Genomic DNA, 24,519 nt, shown 5'->3' on the forward strand with positions numbered 1-24,519 from the left:
CGGCTGTGAATCCCACGTTCAGGTGTCGCGTGGCCCACGTCCAGAACGCGTGTGTCCTGCGTTCAGGTCGCGTGTGTCCCGCGTTCACGACCCCCGAGTTGAACGCTCAGGCACCGGAAGCGGGCCGCTCAGGGCGTCCACGTAGGCTTTTGGCCATGTCGGTCGCGGTGCGCGTGATCCCCTGCCTGGACGTCGACCGGGGCAGGGTCGTGAAGGGTGTGAACTTCACCAACCTCGTCGACGCGGGCGACCCGGTCGAGCTGGCGCGGGCCTACGACGCGGAGGGCGCGGACGAGCTGACGTTCCTCGACGTGACGGCGTCGTCCAGCGACCGCGAGACCACGTTCGACGTGGTCCGGCGCACGGCCGAGCAGGTGTTCATCCCGCTGACGGTGGGCGGCGGCGTGCGCGGCGCGGACGACGTGGACAAGCTGCTGCGGGCGGGCGCGGACAAGGTGAGCGTGAACACGGCCGCGATCGCCCGGCCCGAGCTGCTCGGCGAGCTGTCCCGCCGGTTCGGCGCCCAGTGCATCGTGCTGTCGGTGGACGCGCGGCGCGTGCCCGAGGGCGAGCAGCCCACCCCGTCGGGGTTCGAGGTCACCACGCACGGCGGTCGCAAGGGCACCGGCATCGACGCGGTCGAGTGGGCGGCACGGGGCCAGGAGCTGGGCGTCGGCGAGATCCTGCTGAACTCGATGGACGCCGACGGCACCAAGGCCGGGTTCGACCTGGAGCTGATCCGGCTCACCCGCGCGGTGGTCGACGTGCCGTTGATCGCCAGCGGCGGCGCGGGCGCGGTGGAGCACTTCCCGCCCGCCGTGGCCGAGGGCGCGGACGCGGTGCTCGCGGCCAGCGTGTTCCACTTCGGCACGCTGCGCATCGGCGACGTGAAGCAGAGCTTGCGCGACGCGGGCGTGGTGGTGCGCTGATGCCGGACCCGCGCAACGCGCCCACCGAGGTGCGCCTCGCGACCCTGATCGGCGCCGCCGGCGGCCTGGCGTTCGTGCTCATGGGCCTGATCCAGTGGCAGGTCGAGAACGACTCCAGCTGGATCAGGTTCCCGGTGATCGTCGCCGTGCTGGAGCTGCTCGCGGTCGGCGGCCTGGTGGCGGGCCTGCGCCCGGCCCGGCTGACGGCGGCGCTCGTCTTCGGTCTGGTCGCGTTGATCCACCTGCTCGCGGTGCTCAACCAGGGGCCGGTGTGGATCCGCGTGGTCTCCGGCCTGCTGTCCGCGGCCCACGTCTTCGGCGTGGTGATGCTCAACACCAAGCCCGCCCGGGCCCACTTCCTCGGAGGACAGCGTTGACCAGCGCGCTCGACCCGTCCATCGCCTCACGGCTCAAGCGCACCGCCGACGGCCTGGTGTGCGCCGTGGCGCAGCGGCGCGGCACCGGGGAGGTGCTCATGGTGGCGTGGATGGACGACGAGGCCCTGCACCGCACGCTCACCACCCGCCGCGCCACGTACTACTCGCGCAGCCGGCAGCAGCTGTGGGTGAAGGGCGAGACGTCCGGGCACACGCAGCACGTGCACGAGGTGCGGCTGGACTGCGACGGCGACGCGGTGCTGCTGGTCGTGGACCAGGTCGGCGCCGCCTGCCACACCGGTGACGCGACGTGCTTCGACGCCACCGTGCTGCTCGGCCCGGCCGACTGATCGGGCTCCGGCCGACGGCCCTGGTCGACCGCTCAGCCCAGGTCGCCGGTCAGGTAGCGCTGGAGGTTGGGCGCGATGGCCTTGACCATCGTCTCCACGTCCGCCGAGGCGACCGGCTCGAACTTCAGCACGTAGCGCACCATGCCCATGCCGAAGATCTGGCTGGCCACGAGGGTGGCGCGCAGCTCGGCGTCCGGCACGTCCAGGTGCCCGACGACCCGCTTGAGCAGGGTGCCCACGAAGAAGCCGCGCAGCACCTCGGCGACTTGGTCGTGCGCCGTCACGCTGCGCACCATCGCGGCGAACGGGCCGCCGCCGATGGGGTCCCAGATGCCGATGAAGTTGCGCACGATCCGCTCGCCGATGTCCTCGTCCGCCCCGTCGAGGATGCGGTCGACCAGCACGTTGACGTCGACCGGCACCTGGAGCACGGCCTTGGCGAACAGGGCCTCCTTGCCGCCGAACCAGTGGTTGACCATGGCCGCGTCCACACCGGCCCGCGCCGCGATGGACCGGACGGTGGCGCCCTCGTAGCCGCGTTCGACGAAGATCTCGCGGGCGGCGGCCAGCAGCGCGGCCTTGGTGTCCTCGCCGCCCGCACGTCGACCGCGGCGCTTGGGTTCGGTTTGGTTCGAGCCGGTGTTCACGCCATCATCATGCGGTAGGCCCCACCCTATTTCAACATATGTTGAAATAGGGCCCGGTCGAACCTCCGCACAGGCGCAACCGGCACAATGTCGCCCATGGTGAGCGTCATCGGTGCAGGTGCGGGTCTGGGCGAGGTCAGCCCGACGCGCGAGGAGTTCCGCGAGCTCGCCGCCCAACGGCGGGTCATCCCGGTGGTGCGGCGGCTGCTGGCGGACGCGGAGACGCCCGTCGGGCTGTACCGCAAGCTCGCGGCGGACCGTCCGGGCACGTTCCTGTTCGAGTCGGCCGAGAACGGCCGCTCCTGGTCGCGCTGGTCGTTCGTGGGCGCGCGCAGCGCGGGGGCGTTGACCGCGACCGGCGGCGAGGCGTTCTGGCTCGGGCCGCACCCGGTGGGCCTGCCCGAGGGCGGCGACCCGCTGGTGGCGCTGCGCGAGACCATCGAGGTGCTGCGCACCGACCCGCTGCCCGGCCTGCCGCCGTTGACCGGCGGGATGGTCGGCTACATCGGCTACGACGCCGTGCGGCGGCTGGAGCGGCTGCCGTCGTTGGCCGAGGACGACCTGGAGGTGCCGGAGCTGGTGATGCTGCTGGCCACCGACCTGGCCGCGCTGGACCACCACGAGGGCACCGTCACGCTCATCGCCAACGCCATCAACTGGGACGACTCGCCGGAACGCGTGGACGCGGCGTACGACGACGCGGTGGCCAGGCTCGACGCGATGACGCAGGACCTGCAGAGCGCCGCGCCGCCCACCGCCGCGGTGTTCGCCCGGCCCAAGCCGGAGTTCGTGCGCCGCCGCTCGCAGCAGGAGCACTACGCGGTCGTGGAGAAGGCCAAGGAGGCCATCCGGGCCGGTGAGGCGTTCCAGGTCGTGCTGTCGCAGCGGTTCGAGATGCGCACCACCGCCGACCCGCTCGACATCTACCGCGTGCTGCGCACGTCCAACCCGAGCCCGTACATGTACCTGCTGCGGCTGGACGACTTCGACATCGTCGGCTGCAGCCCGGAGTCGTTGGTGACCGTGCGCGACGGCAAGGCCACCACTCACCCGATCGCGGGCACCCGGTGGAGGGGCGTCGACGACGAGGAAGACGCCTTGCTGGAGAAGGACCTGCTGGCCGACCACAAGGAACGCGCCGAGCACCTGATGCTGGTCGACCTGGGCCGCAACGACCTGGGCCGGGTGTGCAAGCCGGGCTCGGTGACCGTGGTCGACTTCTTCAAGGTCGAGCGGTACAGCCACGTCATGCACATCGTGTCCACGGTCACCGGCGAGCTCGCGGAGGGCCGCACGGCGTTCGACGCGGTCGCGGCGTGCTTCCCCGCGGGCACCCTGTCCGGCGCGCCCAAGCCGCGCGCGATGGAGCTGATCGAGGAGCTGGAGCCCACCCGGCGCGGCCTGTACGGCGGCGTCGTCGGCTACCTGGACTTCGCCGGCGACGCGGACACCGCCATCGCCATCCGCACCGCCCTGGTGCGCGACGGCGTGGCGTACGTGCAGGCGGGCGGTGGCATCGTGGCCGACTCCGACCCGGTCGCCGAGGACAACGAGTGCCTGAACAAGGCGGGCGCGGTGCTCTCGGCGATCGCCACCGCGCAGACCATGGCCCCGGCGGTGGACCCGGCCCGTGTCTGAGGAGACGACCGCAAGGCGTCCACTGTGGATCGTGGTGGCGCTGCTGCTGCTCGCCGCGGTGGCGTTGTGGGGCGCTTCCGCCATGCCCTGGGACGCTTCGGCGGACCGAAGCGGCGGCGACGTCGTGCCCGCGCTGACCCCGGTGGCGCTGCTGTGCCTGGCCGCGATCGCCGCCGTGGTGGCGTTGAGCGGCTGGGTGCGGCGCGTGCTCGGCGTCGTGGTGCTGCTGGCGGGCGCGGCGGCGGCGTTCCAAGCAGTGGACGCCGACGGGCCCGTGACCGGCCGCGGCCTCGTGCTGCTCGGCGCGGCGCTCGCGGTCGCGGCGGGCGTGCTGCTCCTCGTGCGCGGATCGGCCATGCCACGCTTGGGCGGCGGCTACCAGACGCCCGGCGCGGCCAAGCGGACCGCCGACCCCGAGCGGGAGCTGTGGAACGCGCTGGAGCGCGGCGACGATCCCACGGAGCGGGACTGACCCCGTGCTGACGACCGGCTGACGCGCCGGCTCCGCACGTTTGCGCACGTCGGCTCGCAAGGGCCCTGGTCAACTGCGCGAACGCGCCTACCCCGGTGGCCCGACGGGGTTCGCTGCGGGGTTAGCATCCTCGTGGCGGGAAGGGGAGCATGACGTGCGGGAGCTTGCGACTGAACCGGAAGGTTTGACGGAGTCGAGCGAGGTGCGCGGATGACCGTGCTCGAGTCGATCATCGAAGGCGTCCGCGAGGACCTCGCCGAGCGCGAGGCGGCACTGCCCTTCGACGTGCTCAGGCAGAAGGCGGCGAAGGTGCCGCCGCCGCAGGACGTGATGTCGATCCTGCGCGGACCGGGCGTCGGCGTGATCGCCGAGGTCAAGCGGCGCAGCCCGTCCAAGGGGCAGCTGGCCGACATCCCGGAGCCCGCGGAGCTCGCCGCGCAGTACGAGCTCGGCGGCGCGCGGGCGATCAGCGTGCTGACCGAGGGGCGCCGGTTCGGCGGGTCGCTGGCGGACTTCGACGCGGTGCGCGCGGCGGTGGGCGTCCCCCTGTTGCGCAAGGACTTCATCGTCAGCCCGTACCAGGTGCACGAGGCGCGCCTGCACGGCGCCGACCTGGTGCTGCTGATCGTGGCGGCGTTGGAGCAGAACGCGCTGGTGTCGCTGCTCGACCGGGTGGAGTCGCTCGGCATGACGGCCCTGGTCGAGGTGCACACGGCCGAGGAGGCCGACCGCGCGTTGGAGGCGGGTGCGAGCGTCATCGGCGTGAACGCGCGCAACCTGCACACCCTGGAAGTGGACAAGGACGTGTTCGGGCGGATCGCGCCCGGCCTGCCCTTCGACACCATCAAGATCGCCGAGTCCGGTGTCACCGGACCGGGTGACCTGATGGCGTACGCGGGCGCGGGCGCCGACGCGGTGCTGGTCGGCGAGAGCCTGGTGACGAGCGGCGACCCCAAGGTCGCGGTGAACAAGCTGGTGACGGCCGGGTCCCACCCGGCGTGTCCCCGGCCGAGCCGGTAAGACCCGGTAGGAGGAGAGCGCATGGCGCGCGGCCAGTTGGCTCCGACACCCCACGACCCGGACGAGCGGGGCCACTTCGGGCCGTGGGGCGGCCGGTTCATGCCGGAAGCGCTCATCGCCGCGGTGGACGAGCTCGCCGCGTTCTACGAGAAAGCGCGCGTCGACCCCGAGTTCCTCGACGAGTTCGCGCGCCTGCTGCGCGACTTCGCCGGGCGGCCGTCGCTGCTCACGGAGGCGCCGAAGTTCGCCGCCCACGCGGGCGGCGCGCGCATCTTCCTCAAGCGCGAGGACCTCAACCACACCGGCTCGCACAAGATCAACAACGTGCTGGGCCAGGCGCTGCTGACCAAGCGGATGGGCAAGAAGCGGGTCATCGCCGAGACCGGCGCGGGCCAGCACGGCGTGGCCACGGCCACCGCCTGCGCCCTGATGGGCCTGGACTGCGTCGTCTACATGGGCGAGGTCGACACCGAGCGGCAGGCGCTCAACGTGGCCCGGATGCGGCTGCTCGGCGCGAAGGTCGTCCCGGTGAAGACCGGCTCGCGCACGTTGAAGGACGCCATCAACGAGGCGCTGCGCGACTGGGTCGCCAACGTCGACGACACGCACTACCTGCTCGGCACCGCCGCCGGGCCGCACCCGTTCCCGGTGCTCGTGCGCGACTTCCACCGGATCATCGGCATCGAGGCGCGCGAGCAGATCCTGGACAAGGCGGGCCGGCTGCCCGACGTGGTGGCCGCGTGCGTCGGCGGCGGGTCGAACGCCATCGGCATCTTCCACGGCTTCATCGACGACCCGTCCGTGCGGCTGGTCGGGCTGGAGCCCGGTGGCGACGGCATCGAGACCGCCCGGCACGGCGCGACGTTGACCGCGGGCACGCCCGGGTCGCTGCACGGCGCCATGTCGTACGTGCTGCAGGACTCCGACGGGCAGATCGCCGAGGCGCACTCCATCTCGGCGGGGCTGGACTACCCCGGCGTGGGGCCCGAGCACGCGTTCCTGAAGGACAGCGGACGGGCCGAGTACCGGCCGGTGACCGACGCCCAGGCGATGGAGGCGTTCGCGCTGCTGTCGCGGGAGGAGGGCATCATCCCGGCGGTCGAGTCGGCGCACGCGCTGGCCGGCGCGCTGGTGCTCGGCCGCGAGCTGGGGCCGGAGGGGCTGATCCTGGTCAACCTGTCCGGGCGCGGCGACAAGGACATGGACACCGCGATCAAGTGGTTCGGGCTGGGGGTGGAGTCGTGAGCAGGCTTGATCCGGTTTTCTCGGCTTGTCGGGCGGAGTCGCGGGCGGCCCTGATCGGGTACCTGCCCGCCGGGTACCCCACGCTCGAGGGCTCGAAGGACGTGCTGCGGACGATGGTGTCGTCCGGGTGCGACCTGGTGGAGGTCGGCCTGCCGTTCTCCGACCCGGTGATGGACGGTGTCACCATCCAGCGCGCGGCCGAGCAGGCGTTGCGCGGCGGGTTCCGGGTGCGCGACCTGTTCGGCGTGGTCGAGTCGGTGGCGTCGGCCGGTGGGCGCGCGGTCGTGATGACGTACTGGAACCCGGTGCTCGCCTACGGGGTGGACCGGTTCGCGCGCGACCTGGCGGCGGCCGGCGGGCTGGGTGTCATCACGCCCGACCTCGTGCCCGACGAGGGCGCTGAGTGGATCTCGGCGACGGACGCGCACGACCTGGACCGGATCTTCCTGGTCGCGCCGTCGTCGACGGAGGAGCGGATCTCGTTGACGGCCCGGTCGTCGCGGGGGTTCTTGTACGCGACGTCCGTGATGGGTGTGACGGGCGCGCGCGACGTCGTGTCGTCGGCGGCTCCGGCGCTGGTCAAGCGGGTGCGTGAGCACACGGACATGCCGATCGGCGTCGGCTTGGGCGTGCGGAGCGGCGCTCAGGCGGCGGAGCTGGCGGCGTTCGCGGACGGTGTGATCGTGGGTTCGGCGTTCGTGTCGGCCGTGCAGGACGACACCGTGGCGGCGTTGACCGAGGAGTTGGCCAGTGGGGTGCGCCAGGCGGCAGCGGCCGTGTAGCACGCACGTTCGAGTGAACTAGTCCGTTCGGCGGCTTCCGGGCGTCGGAATTGTCGGTGCGCGTCGGCATCCTGGGCTCGTGATCAAGCTCGTCCACGACCCGGCGTGCGACACTGGCGTGCGTCGGGCTGCCCCGGAGGTGATGTCGCATGGCTCTGCAGGCGGACTACGAACACGACGTCGGTCATCCCGCTCCCTGGTTCCGCCAGGAGGGACCCTGGACCCTCGACGAAGTCCTCGCACTACCCGAGGACCTGTCGCAGCGGGTCGAGCTGGTGGACGGGGCGCTGATCGTGAGCCCTCTCGGAAACCTCCTGCACCAGAGCCTCGTCGGCGACGTGTACTTCGGCTTGAGGACTGCTTGCCCACCTGACTACAAGGGCTGCCCGGCTTCAACCTCGGCCTGTCGCCCAGCCGGATGCTCATCCCCGACTTCGGCGTCGTCGGTCGCGGACGCACCGGCTTGGTGCTGCCCGTCGAGGATCTGATCCTGGCCGGTGAAGTGCTCTCGCCGAGCACGCGACAGCAGGATCTGACGCTCAAGCGAGACCTGTACGCGGCGGGCGGAGTGCCGTTCTACCTGCTCATCGACCCCGCGGAGGGTGAGCCCGTGGCGACGGTGTTCGAGTTGGAAGAAGACAGGTACGCGGAGACCGCCCGCAGCGAAGGCGGGTTCTTGAAGCTCGAACGACCCTTCCCGGTAACAATCGCGCTGTCGCCGTAGGGCAGATGGCCGCACCCACTACGGTGGTGGCCGTGGTGACGACTTACCTCGCGACGATCCCCAGCCCCGACCAGGGCGTGTGGCACCTGGGACCGATCCCGATCCGCGCCTACGCGCTGTGCATCATCCTCGGCATCATCCTGGCCATCTGGTGGGGTGAACGCCGCTGGGTGGCCCGCGGCGGCCTGAAGGGCGAGGTCACCGACATCGCCGTCTTCGCGGTGCCGTTCGGCCTGATCGGCGGACGGCTCTACCACGTGGCGACGGACTACGACAAGTACTTCGGGGAGGGTCGCAACCCGCTCGAAGCCCTGGCCATCTGGAACGGCGGCCTCGGCATCTGGGGGGCTATCGCGCTCGGTGGCGTCGGCGCGTGGATCGGGTGCCGCCGCAAGGGCATCCCGCTGCCCGCGATGGCGGACGCGCTCGCGCCCGGCATCGTCGTCGCGCAGGCCGTCGGCCGCCTCGGCAACTACTTCAACCAGGAGCTCTTCGGCGGTCCCACCACGCTGCCGTGGGGTCTGGAGATCTACAAGCGGGAAGACCCGGAGACCGGCTTCGAGGACGACCTCGGCGGCGTGGCGGTGGACCACACGCCGATCGAGATCGTGCACCCGACGTTCCTCTACGAACTGCTGTGGTGCCTCGGCGTCGCGCTGGTCATCGTGTGGGCCGACCGGAAGTTCCGGCTCGGCCACGGCCGGGTGTTCGCGCTGTACGTCGCGGGCTACACGGCCGGCCGGTTCTGGATCGAGCTGATGCGCACCGACCCGGCCACCGAGGTGTTCGGGCTGCGGATCAACGTCATCACCTCCGCCGTGGTGTTCCTCGGCGCGGTCGTCTACTTCGTGCTCGCCGGGAAGAAGGGCGACCGCGAGGTCATCGTGCGCGAGGAGCCCGCCGCCGCCGAACCGCCCGAGTCCGATTATGCGAGCACGGACGAGGACAAGCCGGCGGCGGACGCCGAGGAGACGACCGTCCCCGACACGAAGGCCGCGCCCGACAAGCCCGCGGACACCGGCGACAAGCCGGAGCAGTAGGCCGCCGTGCGCATCCTCGTCGTCGAAGATGACGACCGGGTGGCGCGCGGACTGCTCACGGCGCTGCGGCACGCGGGCTACGAAGTGCACCGGGTGGGCACGGCCGCCGCGGCGCTCACCGCGCCGCCGGCGGACGTCGTGCTGCTCGACCTGGGCCTGCCCGACGGCGACGGCCTCGACGTGCTGCGCGAACTCCGCCACCGCACCGGCACCGCGATCATCACCGTCACCGCGCGCGGCGAGGAGCGGGAACGGGTGCTCGGCCTGCGGCTGGGCGCGGACGACTACGTGGTGAAGCCGTTCGGCACCGCCGAGCTGCTGGCCCGCATCGAAGCCGTGCTCCGCCGCACCCGCGCGGCCCGTGCCGCCGCACGCGAGCACGAGATCACGCTGGGGCCGCTCACCCTGGACCCGGCCGGTCGCGAGGCCAGGATCAACGGCGAACCGGTGCCGCTGACCCGCAAGGAGTTCGACCTGCTCGCCCTGCTGGTCGGCCGCGCGGGCACCGTCGTCAGCCGCGACCTCATCGTGGACCAGGTGTGGCAGGCGCACTGGGAGGCGCCGTCACGCACCCTGGACACCCACATCGCCGCCCTGCGCGGCAAGCTCGGCGACGCGTTGCGCATCGAGACGATCCGGGGTGTGGGCTACCGGGTGGCAGCCCACACCCCGGATCGCTGATCACCACACGTGGGCGACGTCCACCACGACCCGGCCGGGGAGCGTGAACACCCGGAACGGCAGCACGGCGCGCACACCCAGGCCCACCGTCGTCTGGCCCTCGAACGACCCGGCCCAGGCGACCTGCCGGAACGTCTGGTAGCCCGTGACGTTCACCAGCTCCGACCCGTTCGGGTACGTGTAGGTCGGGTTGCCGTCCTGGTCGTAGGACGGCGAGTTCACCGTGATCTGCAGCTTGCCCGCGCCGCGCAGCGGCACCGGCTTGCCCGACCCCTCGTGGGTCACCTCGGGCACGTACTGCACCGTGTAGCCGTCGTTCTCGCCTCCGGTGAAGTCGAACACCAGCCGGTCGTAGCACTCCTGCTGACCGGCTCGGATGTTCGACAGCAGCCCGGTCGTGGTCTGGGACGCGTACTTCGGCCCCGACCCCCAGTCGACCGGCGTGCAGGCGGTGGGCGCCGCGGACGCGGTCAGCGGCGCGACCACCGCGATCGCCGTCATCGCCGCGAGTAACAACGCAACCTTGCGTAACATGCTCATTCCCCCTTCGTCGGGCCGGAACAGCCCGCAGCCGACATGACGCACGTCACCCATGGGAGGTTGCCTCCGCGTGCTGCGCCGCCTGCTGGTCCTCATCGTGCCGCTGCTGGTCGCCCTGGTCGCGGCCCTCGGCGTGCCGCTCGCGTTCGCCGTCGTGCAGCGGGAGAGCCAGGAGACCTACCTCGACCGCCTGGGTGACGCGAGCCGGTTCGCGTCGTTGGCGGAGAGCGCCCTGGCGTCGGACCGCCTGACCGCGCTGCGCGAGGAACTGGTCCGCTACGACCAGCTCTACGGCATCTCGGCCGCCCTCGTCGGCACCGACGGCACGGTGCTGGAATCGTCACGCCGCCCGTTCGCCTTGGACGACCCGCACGTCGAGGTGGGCCTGAGCGCGGCCTTCGGCGGGTACCGCGGCGAAACCGACCAGTCGGTGTGGCCGTGGGAGCGCGTGAACCTCGTCGTGGTCGAGCCGGTGGGCCGGGACAGCGAGGTGGTGGCCGCCGTGGTGACGATCTCCCCGACCGACGGCCTCAGGGCGGCGATCCTCCGCCAGTGGGGCGTGCTGGCCCTGATCGGCCTGGTGCCCATGCTGGGCGTGGTGGCGGTCGCGTGGCCGATGTCGCGCTGGGTCCTCCGCCCGGTCCGCACCCTGGACGAGGCAACCGCCGCCGTCGCGGGCGGCCGGCTGGACGTCCGTGCGGACGAACTCGGCGGCCCCCCTGAGCTGCGCAGACTCGCCGCGAGCTTCAACGCGATGGTCGACGTGGTCGGTCGGGCCCTGCGCAGGCAACGGGCTTTCGTGGCGGACGCCTCCCACCAACTCCGCAACCCGCTGGCCAGTCTCCGCCTGGCCGTGGACAACCTGGAGCCCCACGTCACCGACGACGCCGGCCGCGAGGCGCAACGCATCGCGGTGGACGAGGCCGAGGAGATGGGCCGCGTCCTGGACACCCTGCTGGCCGCCACCCGCCTGGACAGCGCCTCCGCCGCCGAACCTGTCGACGTGGACACCCTGCTGGCCACGCACGTCCCCGGCTGGCGCGCCCTGGCGGGCGACATGCGCCTGGAGGTGTCCGTCCCGCCCGGCCTGCGGGCCCTGGAACCACCCGGCGGCCTCGGCAGCGTGCTGGACGAACTCGTCGGCAACGCGATCCGCCTCTCCGGCGGCACGCGGGTGAAGGTCTGGGGCAGGGCCGCGGACGGCGGCGTGGAACTGCACGTGACCGACGACGGCACGGGCCTGTCGGACGACGAGCGAGCCGACGCGCTGAGCCGGTTCTGGCGCGCGCCACGCCACCAGAACATCGCCGGCACCGGGCTGGGGCTGGCCATCTGCGCCGAGCTGATCGAGTCGGCCGGCGGTGAACTGACGCTCCACCCCGTCGAACCGCACGGCCTGGACGCCGTCATCCACCTCAGCGCCCGACCCGCCGCCTGACGCGAGCCGCCGCCTGACCTGCCGCCGGCTGAGCCGCCTGCCCCGCCCGATGCTCGTCCGGTGCCTGACCGCGCCCGCCCGGTGCCCGCCCCGTGCCTGCCTGATGGCCTGCCTGCTGCCTGGCCGTCCTACCTGGCGTTCGCCTGACCGCCTGCCTGACCGCCTGCCTGACCGCCTGCCTGACCGCCTGCCTGACCGCCTGCCTGACCGCCTGCCTGACCGCCTGCCTGACCGCTGACGCTCGCCGTGGGTGCCGCCTCCTCCTATCCCGGCAACGTCAGTGGTCTGTCGAAAGTTTCTCCATTGACGGTCAGTTCGCTCCATCGGGTGATCATCGGCAGGTCGGTGCAGCCTCAGCCACGGGCGGCGGCATGAGGTTTGGGCTCGTCAGCGCTTGGTCGCCCGGAACCAGCGTTCGGCGCCCTTGTGCAGTGGGACCTGACCGGTGGCGATGCCTGTCCGCACGTTGATCCGGCTGGCCTCCGGGTGGCCCGCGGCGATCCTGGCCGATTGCGTGAACACCGTCCGCGTCACCACCTCGACCACGTCCTCGTCCAACGACGTCCGCGCCAGCAGCAGGTTGGGCACGGCGAACGTGCGGCACGGGCCCAGGTTGCCGTAAGTCGTGGCCGGGATGGTGGCCGGCACGTACGGGCCCGGGTAGGCCTCGGCCAGGCGTTCCGCCTCGGCGGGCAGGTCGAGCAGGCGCAGCGGGAACGCGGCGAGCGTGTCGGAGATGGCCGGCGTGGGAATGCCGGTCAACGCGAGGAACGCGTCCAGCGAGCCCGTCATCAGCTCCTCGGCCGCGTCGGCGTGCGCCATCCGCCGCGCGTCCACCTCGATGCCCAGCAACGACAGCAGCCTGGTCGCGGTGAACTCCGTGCCCGACTCCGACGGCCCGAACGAGACCGTCCGCCCGGCCAGGTCCGACAACGTCCGCAGCGGCGAGTCGGCGGGCACGGCGACCTGCATGAAGCTGTCGTAGAGCCGCCCCACGGCGCTGATGCCGCCGGGGTCCTCGGAGCTGAGCAGGGCCCCGGCCACCAGCGGATCCAAAGAGGACAGTCCGAGGTGGACCTCGCCCTCGCGGAGCAGCCGGACGTTCTCCACCGACGCGCCGGTGTGGCGCTCCACCACCCGGGTCGCGGGCAGCTCGTCGGCCAACGCCGCCGCCAGCGCGCCGCCGATCTCGCGGAACACCGCACCGTCCGGCCCGGTCGCGAGCACCAGTTCGCCGAGCGCGGGCGGGCTGCTCGACGTGCACGCCGACAGCCAGGCCGGCACGCCCGCCGCCAGGGCGGCTCGCAGCACCGAACGCCGGGACACCAGCACGAACAGCAGGGTAACCCCACCACCGGGTGAACGGAGTGTTACGTCAGAGGGATCTGAAGTTTCCGGCGGGCTCCTTGTCGCGGCGACGGCCTGTGCTCAGGATCACCAACCAACTCCCAACGGTCCCCCTTGGAGGAGACGTGGTCAGCGCGCAAGCCCGTGAGCGCAAACCGATCTACAAGCACCTCTACTTCTGGGTGCTGGTGTCGATCGTGCTCGGCGTCATCGTCGGGTACGCCTTCCCGGCGCAGGCGTCGGGCATGAAGTGGATGGCCGACTTCTTCATCGCGCTGGTCAAGGTGGTCATCGCGCCGACGATCTTCTGCACGGTCGTGGTCGGCATCGCGGGCCTCGGCAACCTCGCCAAGGCGGGCGGCCTGGCGCTGCGGACCATCCTGTACTTCACCGCGATGACGACGGTGGCGCTGGCGATCGGCCTGATCGTGGTCAACCTGGTGCAGCCGGGCCACCACGGCGCGTCCATCCCGATCAACGACGGCGCGGCGGAGAAGACGCTCGCCGACGCCAAGACCGCCGAGACCGGCGTGACGGGCTTCATCCTGGGCCTGGTGCCGAAGTCGTTCCTCGGCGCGTTCACCGACGGCCAGCTGATCCAGGTGCTGGTGGTCGCGATCCTGGTCGCGGTGGCCGTGGCGGGCATGGGCAAGCGCGGCGAGAAGGTCGTGTCCGCGTTGGACACCACGGCCAAGGTGATGTTCGGCGTCATCAAGATCGTCATGTACGCGGCGCCGATCGGCGCGTTCGGCGGCATCGCCTACACGATCGGCAAGTTCGGTGGTTCGATCCTGGGCAAGCTGGCGTGGCTGATGGGCTCGTTCTACGCGACGTGCCTGCTGTTCATCCTGGTGGTGCTGGGCGGCGTGGCGCTGTACGCCGGGTTCTCGATCTTCAAGTTCCTCCGCTACATCAAGGACGAGCTGCTGATCGTGCTCGGCACGTCGTCGTCGGAGACGGTGCTGCCGCGCATGTTGGTGAAGCTGGAGGCGGCGGGCGCCGACAAGTCGGTGGTGGGCCTGACGATCCCGACCGGCTACTCGTTCAACCTGGACGGCACGTGCATCTACCTGACCATGGGCGCGATCTTCATCGCCCAGGCGACGGGCACGGAGGTGGGTCTGGGCACGCAGATCGGGCTGCTGCTGTTCATGCTGCTGGCCAGCAAGGGCGCGGCGGGCGTCACGGGCGCGGGCCTGGTCACGTTGGCGGCGTCGCTGAGCGCGTTCGAGGGCAACAGCGCGATCCCGGCGGTCGGCATCGCGCTGATCGTGGGCATCGACCGGTTCATGTCCGAGGCGCGGGCGATCACGAACGTCATCGGCAACGGCGTCGGCACCCTCGTGGTGGCCCGCTGGCAGGGCCAATTGGACCGCGACCGGTTGCGCGAGGTGATGGACAACCCCGGGCAAGTGGACGTGGACGCCCTGATGGAACAGCAGCACGGTGACGGCGACGTCACGGAGCGTGAACCGGTGGGCGCAGGCACCCACTGAGACGCGCACGGGAGCCCCCGGTCGTCGCCCACGAGGCGGTGGCACGGGGGCTCACCTGCGAGTTCGTCCGGAATCGTGGCGGCGGGCGCAGTGTCGGCCGGCTCTCACCAGCGCGCGCGAGGGCCATCCCTCCGTTATGCTTAACAACGCGTAACAAGACCGGCCGGGGTATCGCTCGAACCGGCCGAATCGTTACCGGTCGCCGATCGAGATCACCCGAAGGATGGTGTGGATCCGTTTCGCGACTGTTAAAGTCTCGTCAACACGCGGGCCATCGTCGTCCCGTGCCCAGCACCCGGATTCCAGGACCTGGACACGAGGACTCGTTCTTTCACCAAGGACGACGAAGGAGGTCTGCGCAGTGATCTTCTCCGCCATCCCGTCCCCGCAGGGGCTCTACGACCCCGCCGCGGAACGTGACGCTTGCGGTGTGGCGATGGTCGCCGACATCCGAGGCCGGCGCTCGCACGACATCGTCGTCGACGCGCTCACCGCGCTGGCCAACCTGGAGCACCGGGGCGCCGCCGGCGCCGAGCCGACCAGCGGCGACGGCGCCGGGATCCTGGTGCAGCTGCCGGACGCGTTCCTCCGGCAGGTGCTGGACTTCGAGCTGCCGGAGCCGGGCGCGTACGCGGCCGGCATCGCGTTCCTGCCCGCCGACGAGGAGCCGCGCGCCAAGGCCGTCGAGCTGACCGAGCGCATCGCCGCCGAAGAGGGCCTGGTGGTCCTGGGCTGGCGCGACGTGCCGACCGCGCCCGAGCACGCCGGCGTGGGCCCGACCGCCCGGTCGGTGATGCCGCACTTCGCCATGCTGCTCGTCAAGGGCGAGACCGACCGGCGCGACGTCGCCCTGGACCACCTCACGTTCGCCCTGCGCAAGCGGGTGGAGCACGAGAGCGCGGCGGCGGACGTCGGCACGTACTTCCCGTCGCTGTCGTCCCGGACGATCGTCTACAAGGGCATGCTGACCACGGGCCAGCTGCCCGCGTTCTTCCCCGACCTGCGCGACGAGCGGCTGGCCAGCGCGATCGCCCTGGTCCACTCCCGCTTCTCCACCAACACGTTCCCGTCGTGGCCGCTGGCGCACCCGTTCCGGTACGTCGCCCACAACGGTGAGATCAACACGGTCCGCGGCAACCGGAACCGCATGCGGGCCCGTGAGGCGCTGCTGGCCTCCGACCTGATCCCGGGCGACCTGACCAGGCTGTTCCCGATCTGCCACCCGGAGGGCTCGGACTCGGCGAGCTTCGACGAGGTGCTGGAGCTGCTGCACCTGGGCGGCCGGAGCCTGCCGCACGCGGTGCTGATGATGATCCCGGAGGCGTGGGAGAACCACACCTCGATGGACCCGAAGCGCCGCGCGTTCTACGAGTTCCACGCGAGCCTGATGGAGCCGTGGGACGGCCCGGCGTGCGTGACGTTCACCGACGGCTCGCTGGTCGGCGCGGTGCTCGACCGCAACGGCCTGCGCCCGGCCCGCTGGTGGCAGACCGCCGACGGCCGCGTGGTGCTGGCCTCGGAGACCGGTGTGCTCGACGTGCCCGCCGACCAGGTCGTGGCCAAGGGCCGGTTGCAGCCCGGGAAGATGTTCCTGGTCGACACGGTCGAGGGCCGCCTGGTCGAGGACGACGAGATCAAGTCGGAGCTGGCCGACGAGCTGCCCTACGACGAGTGGCTGCACGCGGGCCTGCTGGAGCTGGCCGACCTGGCCGACCGCGAGCACGTGGTGCAGAGCCACGAGTCCGTGGTGCGCCGCCAGCTCACCTTCGGCTACACCGAGGAAGAGCTGCGCATCCTGCTCGCCCCGATGTCCACCAACGGCGCCGAGCCGCTGGGCTCGATGGGCACCGACACGCCGGTGGCGGCGCTCTCGCAGCGCTCCCGGCTGCTCTACGACTACTTCGTGCAGAACTTCGCCCAGGTCACGAACCCGCCGCTGGACTCGATCCGCGAGGAGATCGTCACCAGCATGTCGCGGGTGATGGGCCCGGAGCAGAACCTGCTGGAGCCCGGCCCGGTCAGCTGCCGGCACATCAAGCTGACCTACCCGGTGATCGACAACGACGAGCTGGCCAAGCTCATCCACATCAACGACGACGGCGACCTGCCCGGCTTCGCGTGCACCGTCCTGTCCGGACTGTACGAAGTGGACGGTGGCGGCGCGGCGCTCGCGGCGGCGATCGAGCGGGTGCGCCGAGAGGCGTCCGAGGCGATCGCGAACGGCGCCCGCACGCTCGTGCTGTCCGACCGCGACTCCGACCACCGGATGGCGCCGATCCCGTCGCTGCTGCTCGTCTCCGCGGTGCACCACCACCTGGTGCGCACCAAGGAGCGGCTGCGCGTGGCGCTGGTCGTGGAGACCGGTGACGCCCGCGAGGTGCACCACATCGCCGCGCTGCTGAGCTACGGCGCCGCAGCGGTGAACCCGTACCTGGCGTTCGAGACGATCGAAGACATGATCAGCACCGGCGCGGTCACCGGCATCGAGCCGCGCAAGGCCGTGCGGAACTACGTGACCGCGCTGGTCAAGGGCACGTTGAAGATCATGTCGAAGATGGGCATCTCGACCGTCGGCGCGTACACGGCGGCGCAGGTGTTCGAGGCCGTCGGCCTGTCCGAGGAGCTGCTGGGCGAGTACTTCACCGGCACGGTGTCGAAGCTCGGCGGCGCGGGCCTGGACGTGCTGGCCGAGGAGGTCGCGCTGCGCCACCGCCGCGCGCACCCCGACAACCCGACCGACCGGGTGCACCGCAGGCTCGAGGTGGGCGGCGAGTACGCCTACCGCCGCGAGGGCGAGCTGCACCTGTTCACGCCGGAGACGGTGTTCCTGCTCCAGCACGCCACCAGGACCGGCAAGCAGGACGTGTACAAGCGCTACACCGACGAGGTGGAGCGGTTGTCCCGGCAGGGCGGCACGCTGCGGGGTCTGTTCTCGTTCGACGCGGAGGGCCGCACGCCGGTCCCGATCGACGAGGTCGAGCCGATCTCCTCGATCGTCAAGCGGTTCAACACCGGCGCCATGTCCTACGGGTCGATCTCGGCCGAGGCGCACGAGACGCTGGCCATCGCGATGAACCGGCTCGGCGGCCGGTCCAACAGCGGCGAGGGCGGCGAGGACCCGGAGCGCCTGTACGACCCGGAGCGCCGCAGCGCGGTCAAGCAGGTCGCGTCCGGCCGGTTCGGCGTCACCTCCGAGTACCTGGTCAACGCCAGCGACATCCAGATCAAGATGGCGCAGGGCGCGAAGCCGGGCGAGGGCGGTCAGCTGCCCGGTTACAAGGTGTACCCGTGGATCGCGCGGACCCGGCACTCGACGCCGGGCGTCGGCCTGATCTCCCCGCCGCCGCACCACGACATCTACTCGATCGAGGACCTCGCGCAGCTGATCCACGACCTGAAGAACGCCAACGAGCAGGCCCGCGTGCACGTGAAGCTGGTCAGCGAGGTCGGCGTCGGCACGGTCGCGGCGGGCGTGGCGAAGGCGCACGCGGACGTGGTGCTGATCTCCGGTCACGACGGCGGCACCGGCGCGTCGCCGCTGAACTCGCTCAAGCACGCGGGCACGCCGTGGGAGATCGGCCTCGCCGAGACCCAGCAGACGTTGCTGCTCAACGGTTTGCGCGACCGGATCACCGTGCAGGTCGACGGCGCGATGCGCACCGGCCGCGACGTGGTGGTGGCCGCGCTGCTCGGCGCGGAGGAGTTCGGCTTCGCGACCGCGCCGCTCATCGTCGAGGGCTGCGTGATGATGCGGGTCTGCCACCTGGACACCTGCCCGGTCGGCATCGCCACGCAGAACCCCGAGCTGCGCAAGCGGTTCACCGGCCAGGCCGACCACGTGGTGAACTTCTTCCACTTCATCGCCCAGGAGGTCCGGGAACTGCTGGCGTCGCTCGGCTTCCGCACGATCGACGAGGCCGTCGGCCACGCCGAGCTGCTCAAGACCGACGAGGCGATCGAGCACTGGAAGGCGGCGGGCCTCGACCTGACGCCGGTGTTCGAGGTGCCGGAGACGCCCTACCGCACGGCCAAGCGCAAGGTCCGCGAACAGGACCACGGCCTGGCGCAGGCGTTGGACCGCACGCTGCTCCAGCTCGCCGACGCGGCGCTCAACGACGCCCGCCCGGTGCGGCTGGAACTGCCGCTGCGCAACGTCAACCGCACCGTCGGCACGCTGCTCGGCGCGGAGGTCACCCGCCGGTTCGGCGGCGACGGCCTGCCCGACGACACGATCCACGTGACGTTCACCGGCTCGGCGGGCCAGTCGCTCGGCGCGTTCATCCCGCGCGGCGTCACGCTGGAGATGATCGGCGACGCCAACGACTACGTCGGCAAGGGCCTGTCCGGCGGCCGGATCGTCGTGCGACCGCACCCGGACGCGCCGTTCGCGGCCGAGCAGCAGGTCATCGCGGGCAACGTGATCGGCTACGGCGCCACGTCCGGCGAGATCTTCCTGCGCGGACGGGTCGGCGAGCGGTTCTGCGTGCGCAACTCGGGCGCGCTGGCCGTGGCCGAGGGCGTCGGCGACCACGCGTTCGAGTACATGACCGGTGGCCGGGCCGTGGTGCTCGGGCCGACCGGCCGCAACCTCGCCGCGGGCATGTCCGGCGGCATCGCGTACGTGCTGGAGCTCGACCCGGCGGCGGTCAACACCGCCATGGTCGAGTTGCAGCGGCCCGGCGCGGAAGACCTGCGCTGGCTGCGCGAAGTGGTGGAACGCCACCACCAGCTCACCGGTTCGGCGGTGGCCGCGTCGCTGCTCGGCGACTGGCCCCGGCGCTCCGCGTCGTTCACCAAGGTCATGCCCGGTGACTACCAGCGCGTGCTCGAAGCGATGAGGCTCGCCCGCGCGGAAGGCAGGGACGTCGACCAGGCGATCATGGAGGCCTCCCGTGGCTGACCCGTACGGTTTCCTCAAGCACTCCCGCTCCGAGCCCAAGAAGCGGCCCGCCGCCGAGCGGCTCAGCGACTGGGACGAGGTGTACCTCGACGTGCCCGCCGAGCAGCGGGACGCGGAAGTGCGCACGCAGGCGACGCGGTGCATGGACTGCGGCATCCCGTTCTGCCACTCCGGGTCGGCCGGGTGCCCGCTGGGCAACCTGATCCCCGAGTGGAACGACCTGGTGCGCCGGGGCGACTGGGAGTCGGCCTCGGACCGGCTGCACGCGACGAACAACTTCCCCGAGTTCACCGGCAGGCTGTGCCCCGCGCCGTGCGAGGCGGCGTGCGTGCTGTCGATCAGCCACGACGCGGGCGGCGCGGTCGCGATCAAGCGGGTCGAGCAGGCCATCGCCGACGTGTCGTGGGAGCAGGGGCTCGTGCGGCCGTCGCAGTCGCAGGTGTCGTCGGGCCGCCGGGTGGCGGTCGTCGGCTCCGGCCCGGCCGGGCTGGCGGCGGCGCAGCAGCTCACCCGGGCGGGCCACGAGGTCACCGTGTTCGAGCGGGACGACCGGCTCGGCGGGCTGCTCCGCTACGGCATCCCCGAGTTCAAGATGGAGAAGAAGGTCCTCGACCGGCGGCTCGCGCAGCTGCGCAAGGAGGGCACGAAGTTCGTCACCGGCTGCGAGGTCGGCGTCGACCTGACCGTCGAGGAGCTGCGGGCGAAGTTCGACGCGGTGGTGCTCGCGGTGGGCGCGCTGCGCGGCCGCGACGACACGACCACGCCGGGGCGTTCGTTGCAGGGCATCCACTTGGCGATGGAGCACCTCGTGCCCGCCAACCGCGCGTGCGAGGGCGACGGTCGGCCTGCGATCGACGCGGCCGGCAAGCACGTCGTGATCATCGGTGGCGGCGACACCGGCGCCGACTGCTACGGCACGGCGTCCCGGCAGGGCGCGGCTTCCGTGCTGCAGCTGGACCAGTACCCGATGCCACCGTCCACTCGGGACGATGGCAGGTCGCCGTGGCCGGTGTGGCCGTGGATCCTGCGCACCTACCCCGCGCACGAGGAGGCGGGGGAGCGGAAGTTCGCGGTCGCGGTGGAGAAGTTCGTCGGCGACTCCGACGGGCACGTGCGCCAGATCCAGCTGCGCAAGGTGCGGGTGGAGAAGGACGCCTCCGGCCGCCGCCAGGTCGTGCCGACGTCCGAGGAGGTCGAGGTGCTGCCGGCGGACCTGGTGCTGCTGGCCATCGGCTTCGAGGGCGTCGAGCACATGCCGTTGCTGGACGGGCTGGGCATCCAGCTCACCTCGCGCGGCACGATCTCGTGCGGCTCGGACTGGCAGACCCAAGCGCCCGGCGTGTTCGTCTGCGGTGACGCGCACCGGGGCGCTTCGCTGGTCGTGTGGGCGATCGCCGAGGGCCGTTCGGTGGCCAACGCGGTGGACCGCTACCTGACCGGCTCGTCCGACCTGCCGTCCCCGGTGATCCCCAACATGCTGCCGCTGGCCGTGGTGTGACCCCTTAGACCGCCGTTCGCTGGATACCCGGCCGCCCCGACAACGACGTCGGGGCGGCCTCTTGCGTCGCGGGCTCGACGGCACTACCGGGGTACCGTGACCGACGATCACTGCGGCCACTTCCTCCCCCCAGAAGCGCCCCCGCCGGTGCGGCGAGGCGCAACCTGGGCGCCATCCGGCTGTCCCGTCAGGAGGCCGTCCGGATGGCGGAGAACTGGCCCGACCGCCCGATCGAGGACATCCGGGCCCTGCGCGAGGTGCGGACCCTCGTCCGCCGGCTCGGGGACCTGGCCGACCGCATCCGCGACGATCACCTTCGGCACGAGGTGCAGGAGTGGCGGGCGATCGAGGGACAGTTGCCCTGACCCGCACGCGGCCCCGACCCGCAGATCGGGGGCCGCGTGCTGTCAGACGCCCGTCACCGCCCGCACCGAGCGGATGCGGCTGACGAGGAACTCGCGGTGCTCGCCGCGGGGCGCGCAGTTGGCCTTCAGGTTGCCCGCGGCGTGGTCGACCGGGGTGATCACGTGCTTCACCGTGCTCCGAGGGCCGTTCGCCACCGCGATCTCCACGGACGTCCGGCTCACCAGCGCGTCCGCCAGCAGCACGACCTCGGAGTCGGGCAGCACCAGCGACTGGTCGCGCAGCAGCCGCACGGTGCCGATCCGCTGCGACTCCACCGGCGGCAGCACGAACCGGTGCCTCGGCCGCTCCCGCTCCACCAGCGCCGCCGCCAGCTTCGCCACCTCGTGCCCGGTCAACGGCGCACGCCACCCGCCCGTCGCCGAACGCACGGGCGGCGGCTCGACACGACGTCGCGGCACCCGCTCCACCACCGCCATGCCGTCCACCGTGGCCGTCGTCGGCGCGTAACCGGCCGCCCGCAGCAACGCCAACGTCTCCGTCGCGGGCTTCGCCGACGCCAGCACCGTCGGCCCCAGCGGCTGCAACGACAGCTGCGCCAACGACGGGTGCGCGGCGATCTCGCTCAGCAGCACCGGGTCCTCGGTCCGCACGCAGCACGCCACCGGCGTCACCGTGATCCGTCCGTGCTGCCGCGCCACCTCACGCACCAGGTGCGCCAACGTCGGCGGCACGCCGTGCTCGGCCACCGACGCCAACCGGGCCAGCAACGCGTCCGGCTCGTGCCCCGCGTCCAACGCCCGCCGCACGCTCGCGCCGCTGAACCGCCACCCGCCCGCCGCGCCGTCCGCCGCCAGCTCCAGCACCGCGCTCAGCTCGCGCGACGGCAGCCCGGCCACCACGGCGGTCAGGTCCGGCCGCAGGTGCGCGGTGACCGCCTCGGGCGGCACGAACCGGCCCGCGACCTCGTCCACCCCGCCCGCCAGCACCGCCCGGCCCAGCGCGGTCGCCGCGCCCAACGCCACCAGCCCCACCGACTCGGCTTCCACCAACGCCGCCTCGGTCGCCGCACGCCCGTGCACGGCGGGCTTCGTCCACACCAGCTCGGCCACCACCTCGTGCCGGTGCTCGAACGCCTCGTCCTCGTCCAGCCGCGCGTACCGCTCCAGCAGGCCGTGCCTGGTCCGGTCGCCCGAGTCCGACGAGGACGACTCCGCCGACGCGGGCCGCTGCTTGCCCGGCGTCCACGTCAACCGCGGCCACGCCCGCGCCAGCGCGGTCAGCCGCTCCGCGGGCGACGCGGCACGCCACGCGTCCGCGCCGACGGTCGGCACCAGCCTGCCGTCGTCCACCGCGAGCAGCCGCGCCTCGACGGCCAGCCCCACCCACAACCTCGTCCGGCCCTCGTCCGACCGCAGCACGCCCGCGAGCCGCCGCAGCTCCCGCAACCCCAGCACCGCGCGGCACGTCACCTGCTCGACGTCGCACAGGTCGACCAGCCGCGTCACACCGTCCACAGTGGACGTCGCGGGCGTGATCGCGGCCCGGTCCGCGAAACCCCGGTTCTGCGGCGCACGGCGGGGCGTGCGCGGCGCGGGCGTGATGCGCCGCGGCGGCTCCTCCTCCAGCAGCCGCAACCCCGGCGAGCTCACCAACCGCCCGGCCGCCGGCCACACCAGCGCCCGCGCGCGCAACTGGCCCAACGCCCGCTTCAGCTCCGCCCGCGACGCCTTCCCGTTGCAGCGCAACCGTTCCGCCAGCGCCTCCACGCCCGCCTCGTCACCGAGCCGCAGCACGGTGTCCAGCACGTCCCGGCACGCCTGGTCGAGCCCGTCGACCGCCGCGCGCAGCGACGCCGTCGTGGTCAGCTCGTCCGCCAGCGCCCGCAGCGAGTGGGGCCTGCGGTCGGCGGCGTCCTTGCGCAGGGCCAAGATGTCCCGGAGCTCCACCGCGTCGAGCGCGCGCAGCCAGCCGGCCAGCGCAGTTTTCCTACCCACCCGGCGATTATGCACAGAACGTGACCGCTCGGTGATGCGTTGCGATAGAGCGTTCGAATGAGCCACGAATGGACGAACGTAAGCTGTGCGCCGTGGAATTCACCGGGTTCGGCGAACACGCCATCGACTTCTACGACGGACTCGTCGCCGACAACTCCAAGGCCTACTGGGACGACCACAAGGACGTCTACCAGCGCGATGTGCGCACGCCGATGGAGACGTTGCTCGCCGCGCTCGAGCCCGAGTTCGGCAAGGGAAAGGTCTTTCGGCCCTATCGGGACGTGCGGTTCAGCAAGGACAAGACGCCGTACAAAGACCACTGCGGCGGGGTGGTCGAACTCGGCCGCGGCGGCGGCGCGCACTACGTGCAGATCGGGACCGAAGGGCTGTTCGTGGCCGGTGGGTCGTTCGCCATGGCGTCCGACCAGCTCGCGCGCTACCGCGAGTCGGTCGCCGACGACGTGCGCGGACGTGCGCTGGAGAAGCTGCTCGCGAAGCTCGCCAAGGCAGGCTGGGAGCTGCGCGGGGACAAGCTCAAGCGCGCGCCGCGCGGCCTGGACCCGGAGCACCCCCGGGTCGAGCTGCTCAAGCACAAGCGCCTCTACGTGGCGAAGGTGTGGCCGCCCGACGACGTGCTGCACGAGCCGGGCTGCCTGGACCGGGTCCGCGAGGGCTGGCGCCAGGTCACACCGCTCGTGGACTGGTGCGCCGACCACATCGGGCTCACCGAGGTCGGCTTCCGGCGCTGACCGGGGTGTTCGCCCGGGAGGTCCACGACTTCGGCCGAGCGGTTCGGTCCGGCCGATCGACGGCCTCAGCCGGGTGCGGACGGCGGGTCGCCTCGCTGATCGACGTGGTGGCGGTCGTCGGGTCGTCGCGCACCGCTGATCCGGGGTCGGCGGTCGGCCGGCGATGCCCGCGAAGCGAGCACGTCGGCGGAGTTCTCCGGGTAGCCGAGGAGCCGGTACGCCGGGCCGCGTCCCCCGATTCCCGCCACGACGCCGGCAGCCCTTGCACGTGGACGACGTCGTCCGG

The 24,519-nt window shown here is 71.9% G+C and carries 21 protein-coding genes; 17 read left to right on the forward strand and 4 right to left on the reverse strand.

The features are described 5' to 3' along the window. Positions 1-155 precede the first annotated feature (155 nt). Genes hisF through hisI form a run of 3 tightly spaced genes read left to right on the forward strand, consistent with a single transcriptional unit; the run spans position 156 to position 1,656 of the window. Positions 156-929, forward strand: coding sequence for an imidazole glycerol phosphate synthase subunit HisF (gene hisF, locus AB0H12_RS07200; RefSeq protein ID WP_499621459.1), 774 nt, complete (start codon positions 156-158; stop codon positions 927-929). Further along, on the forward strand, positions 929-1,306 hold the full coding sequence (locus AB0H12_RS07205) for a hypothetical protein (RefSeq protein ID WP_499621460.1): 378 nt from the start codon (positions 929-931) through the stop codon (positions 1,304-1,306). The genes hisF and AB0H12_RS07205 overlap by 1 nt, the downstream gene beginning before the upstream one ends. Next, positions 1,303-1,656 carry a phosphoribosyl-AMP cyclohydrolase gene (gene hisI, locus AB0H12_RS07210; RefSeq protein WP_499621462.1) on the forward strand — a complete coding sequence of 118 codons (354 nt, stop codon included), beginning with the start codon at positions 1,303-1,305 and terminating at the stop codon, positions 1,654-1,656. Before AB0H12_RS07205 ends, hisI begins: the two co-directional genes overlap by 4 nt. Positions 1,657-1,688: 32 nt before the next feature. On the opposite strand, the gene AB0H12_RS07215 is transcribed toward hisI, so the two are convergent. Continuing rightward, positions 1,689-2,303, reverse strand: a complete 615-nt coding sequence (locus AB0H12_RS07215) for a TetR/AcrR family transcriptional regulator (RefSeq protein ID WP_499621464.1) — start codon at positions 2,301-2,303, stop codon at positions 1,689-1,691. 96 nt (positions 2,304-2,399) lie between these two features. On the opposite strand from AB0H12_RS07215, the gene AB0H12_RS07220 reads away from it, so the two are divergent. From AB0H12_RS07220 to AB0H12_RS07255, 8 genes are all read left to right on the forward strand, one after another. Continuing rightward, a complete protein-coding gene (locus AB0H12_RS07220; RefSeq protein WP_499621465.1) occupies positions 2,400-3,941 on the forward strand; it encodes an anthranilate synthase component I in 1,542 nt (513 codons plus the stop codon). Beyond that, positions 3,934-4,413 carry a Trp biosynthesis-associated membrane protein gene (locus AB0H12_RS07225; protein WP_499621466.1) on the forward strand — a complete coding sequence of 160 codons (480 nt, stop codon included), beginning with the start codon at positions 3,934-3,936 and terminating at the stop codon, positions 4,411-4,413. Before AB0H12_RS07220 ends, AB0H12_RS07225 begins: the two co-directional genes overlap by 8 nt. Before the next feature lie 210 nt (positions 4,414-4,623). Beyond that, positions 4,624-5,433: an indole-3-glycerol phosphate synthase TrpC gene (gene trpC, locus AB0H12_RS07230; RefSeq protein ID WP_499621467.1), complete on the forward strand. Its 810-nt coding sequence runs from the start codon at positions 4,624-4,626 to the stop codon at positions 5,431-5,433. Between the two features lie 21 nt (positions 5,434-5,454). Then, positions 5,455-6,678: a tryptophan synthase subunit beta gene (gene trpB, locus AB0H12_RS07235; RefSeq protein WP_499621468.1), complete on the forward strand. Its 1,224-nt coding sequence runs from the start codon at positions 5,455-5,457 to the stop codon at positions 6,676-6,678. Continuing rightward, positions 6,675-7,460, forward strand: a complete 786-nt coding sequence (gene trpA / locus AB0H12_RS07240) for a tryptophan synthase subunit alpha (RefSeq protein ID WP_499621469.1) — start codon at positions 6,675-6,677, stop codon at positions 7,458-7,460. Before trpB ends, trpA begins: the two co-directional genes overlap by 4 nt. A 418-nt stretch (positions 7,461-7,878) precedes the next feature. Beyond that, positions 7,879-8,184, forward strand: coding sequence for a Uma2 family endonuclease (locus AB0H12_RS07245; RefSeq protein ID WP_499621470.1), 306 nt, complete (start codon positions 7,879-7,881; stop codon positions 8,182-8,184). A gap of 5 nt (positions 8,185-8,189) precedes the next feature. After that, entirely contained in the window at positions 8,190-9,224 is a 1,035-nt protein-coding gene (gene lgt / locus AB0H12_RS07250; RefSeq protein WP_499621471.1) for a prolipoprotein diacylglyceryl transferase, read from the forward strand. Positions 9,225-9,230: 6 nt separating this feature from the next. Continuing rightward, a complete protein-coding gene (locus AB0H12_RS07255) occupies positions 9,231-9,905 on the forward strand; it encodes a response regulator transcription factor (RefSeq protein ID WP_499621472.1) in 675 nt (224 codons plus the stop codon). Here the strand turns inward: AB0H12_RS07255 and AB0H12_RS07260 are convergent, their stop codons facing one another. Beyond that, positions 9,906-10,439, reverse strand: coding sequence for an AMIN-like domain-containing (lipo)protein (locus AB0H12_RS07260; RefSeq protein ID WP_499621473.1), 534 nt, complete (start codon positions 10,437-10,439; stop codon positions 9,906-9,908). 76 nt (positions 10,440-10,515) lie between these two features. Here AB0H12_RS07260 and AB0H12_RS07265 point away from each other — a divergent pair, with 76 nt between their 5' ends. After that, complete coding sequence (locus tag AB0H12_RS07265; RefSeq protein ID WP_499621474.1) at positions 10,516-11,883, forward strand: sensor histidine kinase; 1,368 nt, start codon at positions 10,516-10,518, stop codon at positions 11,881-11,883. A 387-nt stretch (positions 11,884-12,270) separates the two neighbouring features. On the opposite strand, the gene AB0H12_RS07270 is transcribed toward AB0H12_RS07265, so the two are convergent. Continuing rightward, entirely contained in the window at positions 12,271-13,215 is a 945-nt protein-coding gene (locus AB0H12_RS07270) for a TAXI family TRAP transporter solute-binding subunit (protein WP_499621475.1), read from the reverse strand. 140 nt (positions 13,216-13,355) lie between these two features. Here AB0H12_RS07270 and dctA point away from each other — a divergent pair, with 140 nt between their 5' ends. From dctA to AB0H12_RS07290, 4 genes are all read left to right on the forward strand, one after another. Continuing rightward, positions 13,356-14,726, forward strand: coding sequence for a C4-dicarboxylate transporter DctA (gene dctA, locus AB0H12_RS07275; RefSeq protein ID WP_499621477.1), 1,371 nt, complete (start codon positions 13,356-13,358; stop codon positions 14,724-14,726). Positions 14,727-15,087: 361 nt separating this feature from the next. After that, entirely contained in the window at positions 15,088-19,626 is a 4,539-nt protein-coding gene (gltB, locus tag AB0H12_RS07280; RefSeq protein WP_499621478.1) for a glutamate synthase large subunit, read from the forward strand. Further along, the gene (locus AB0H12_RS07285) at positions 19,619-21,124 is read left to right on the forward strand and encodes a glutamate synthase subunit beta (protein WP_499621479.1); all 1,506 of its coding nucleotides are present in this window, start codon (positions 19,619-19,621) and stop codon (positions 21,122-21,124) included. The genes gltB and AB0H12_RS07285 overlap by 8 nt, the downstream gene beginning before the upstream one ends. 203 nt (positions 21,125-21,327) lie before the next feature. Further along, on the forward strand, positions 21,328-21,489 hold the full coding sequence (locus AB0H12_RS07290) for a hypothetical protein (protein WP_499621481.1): 162 nt from the start codon (positions 21,328-21,330) through the stop codon (positions 21,487-21,489). A gap of 42 nt (positions 21,490-21,531) precedes the next feature. On the opposite strand, the gene AB0H12_RS07295 is transcribed toward AB0H12_RS07290, so the two are convergent. Further along, a complete protein-coding gene (locus AB0H12_RS07295; protein ID WP_499621482.1) occupies positions 21,532-23,484 on the reverse strand; it encodes a helicase-associated domain-containing protein in 1,953 nt (650 codons plus the stop codon). Positions 23,485-23,576: 92 nt separating this feature from the next. On the opposite strand from AB0H12_RS07295, the gene AB0H12_RS07300 reads away from it, so the two are divergent. Beyond that, positions 23,577-24,233 (forward strand): DUF2461 domain-containing protein, encoded by a 657-nt coding sequence (locus AB0H12_RS07300; protein WP_499621791.1) that lies wholly within the window; start codon positions 23,577-23,579, stop codon positions 24,231-24,233. Positions 24,234-24,519: the final 286 nt, after the last annotated feature.

The organism is Actinosynnema sp. NPDC023794 (assembly GCF_040639675.1).
In the GTDB taxonomy this organism is placed as follows: Bacteria; Actinomycetota; Actinomycetes; order Mycobacteriales; family Pseudonocardiaceae; genus Actinosynnema; species Actinosynnema luteola.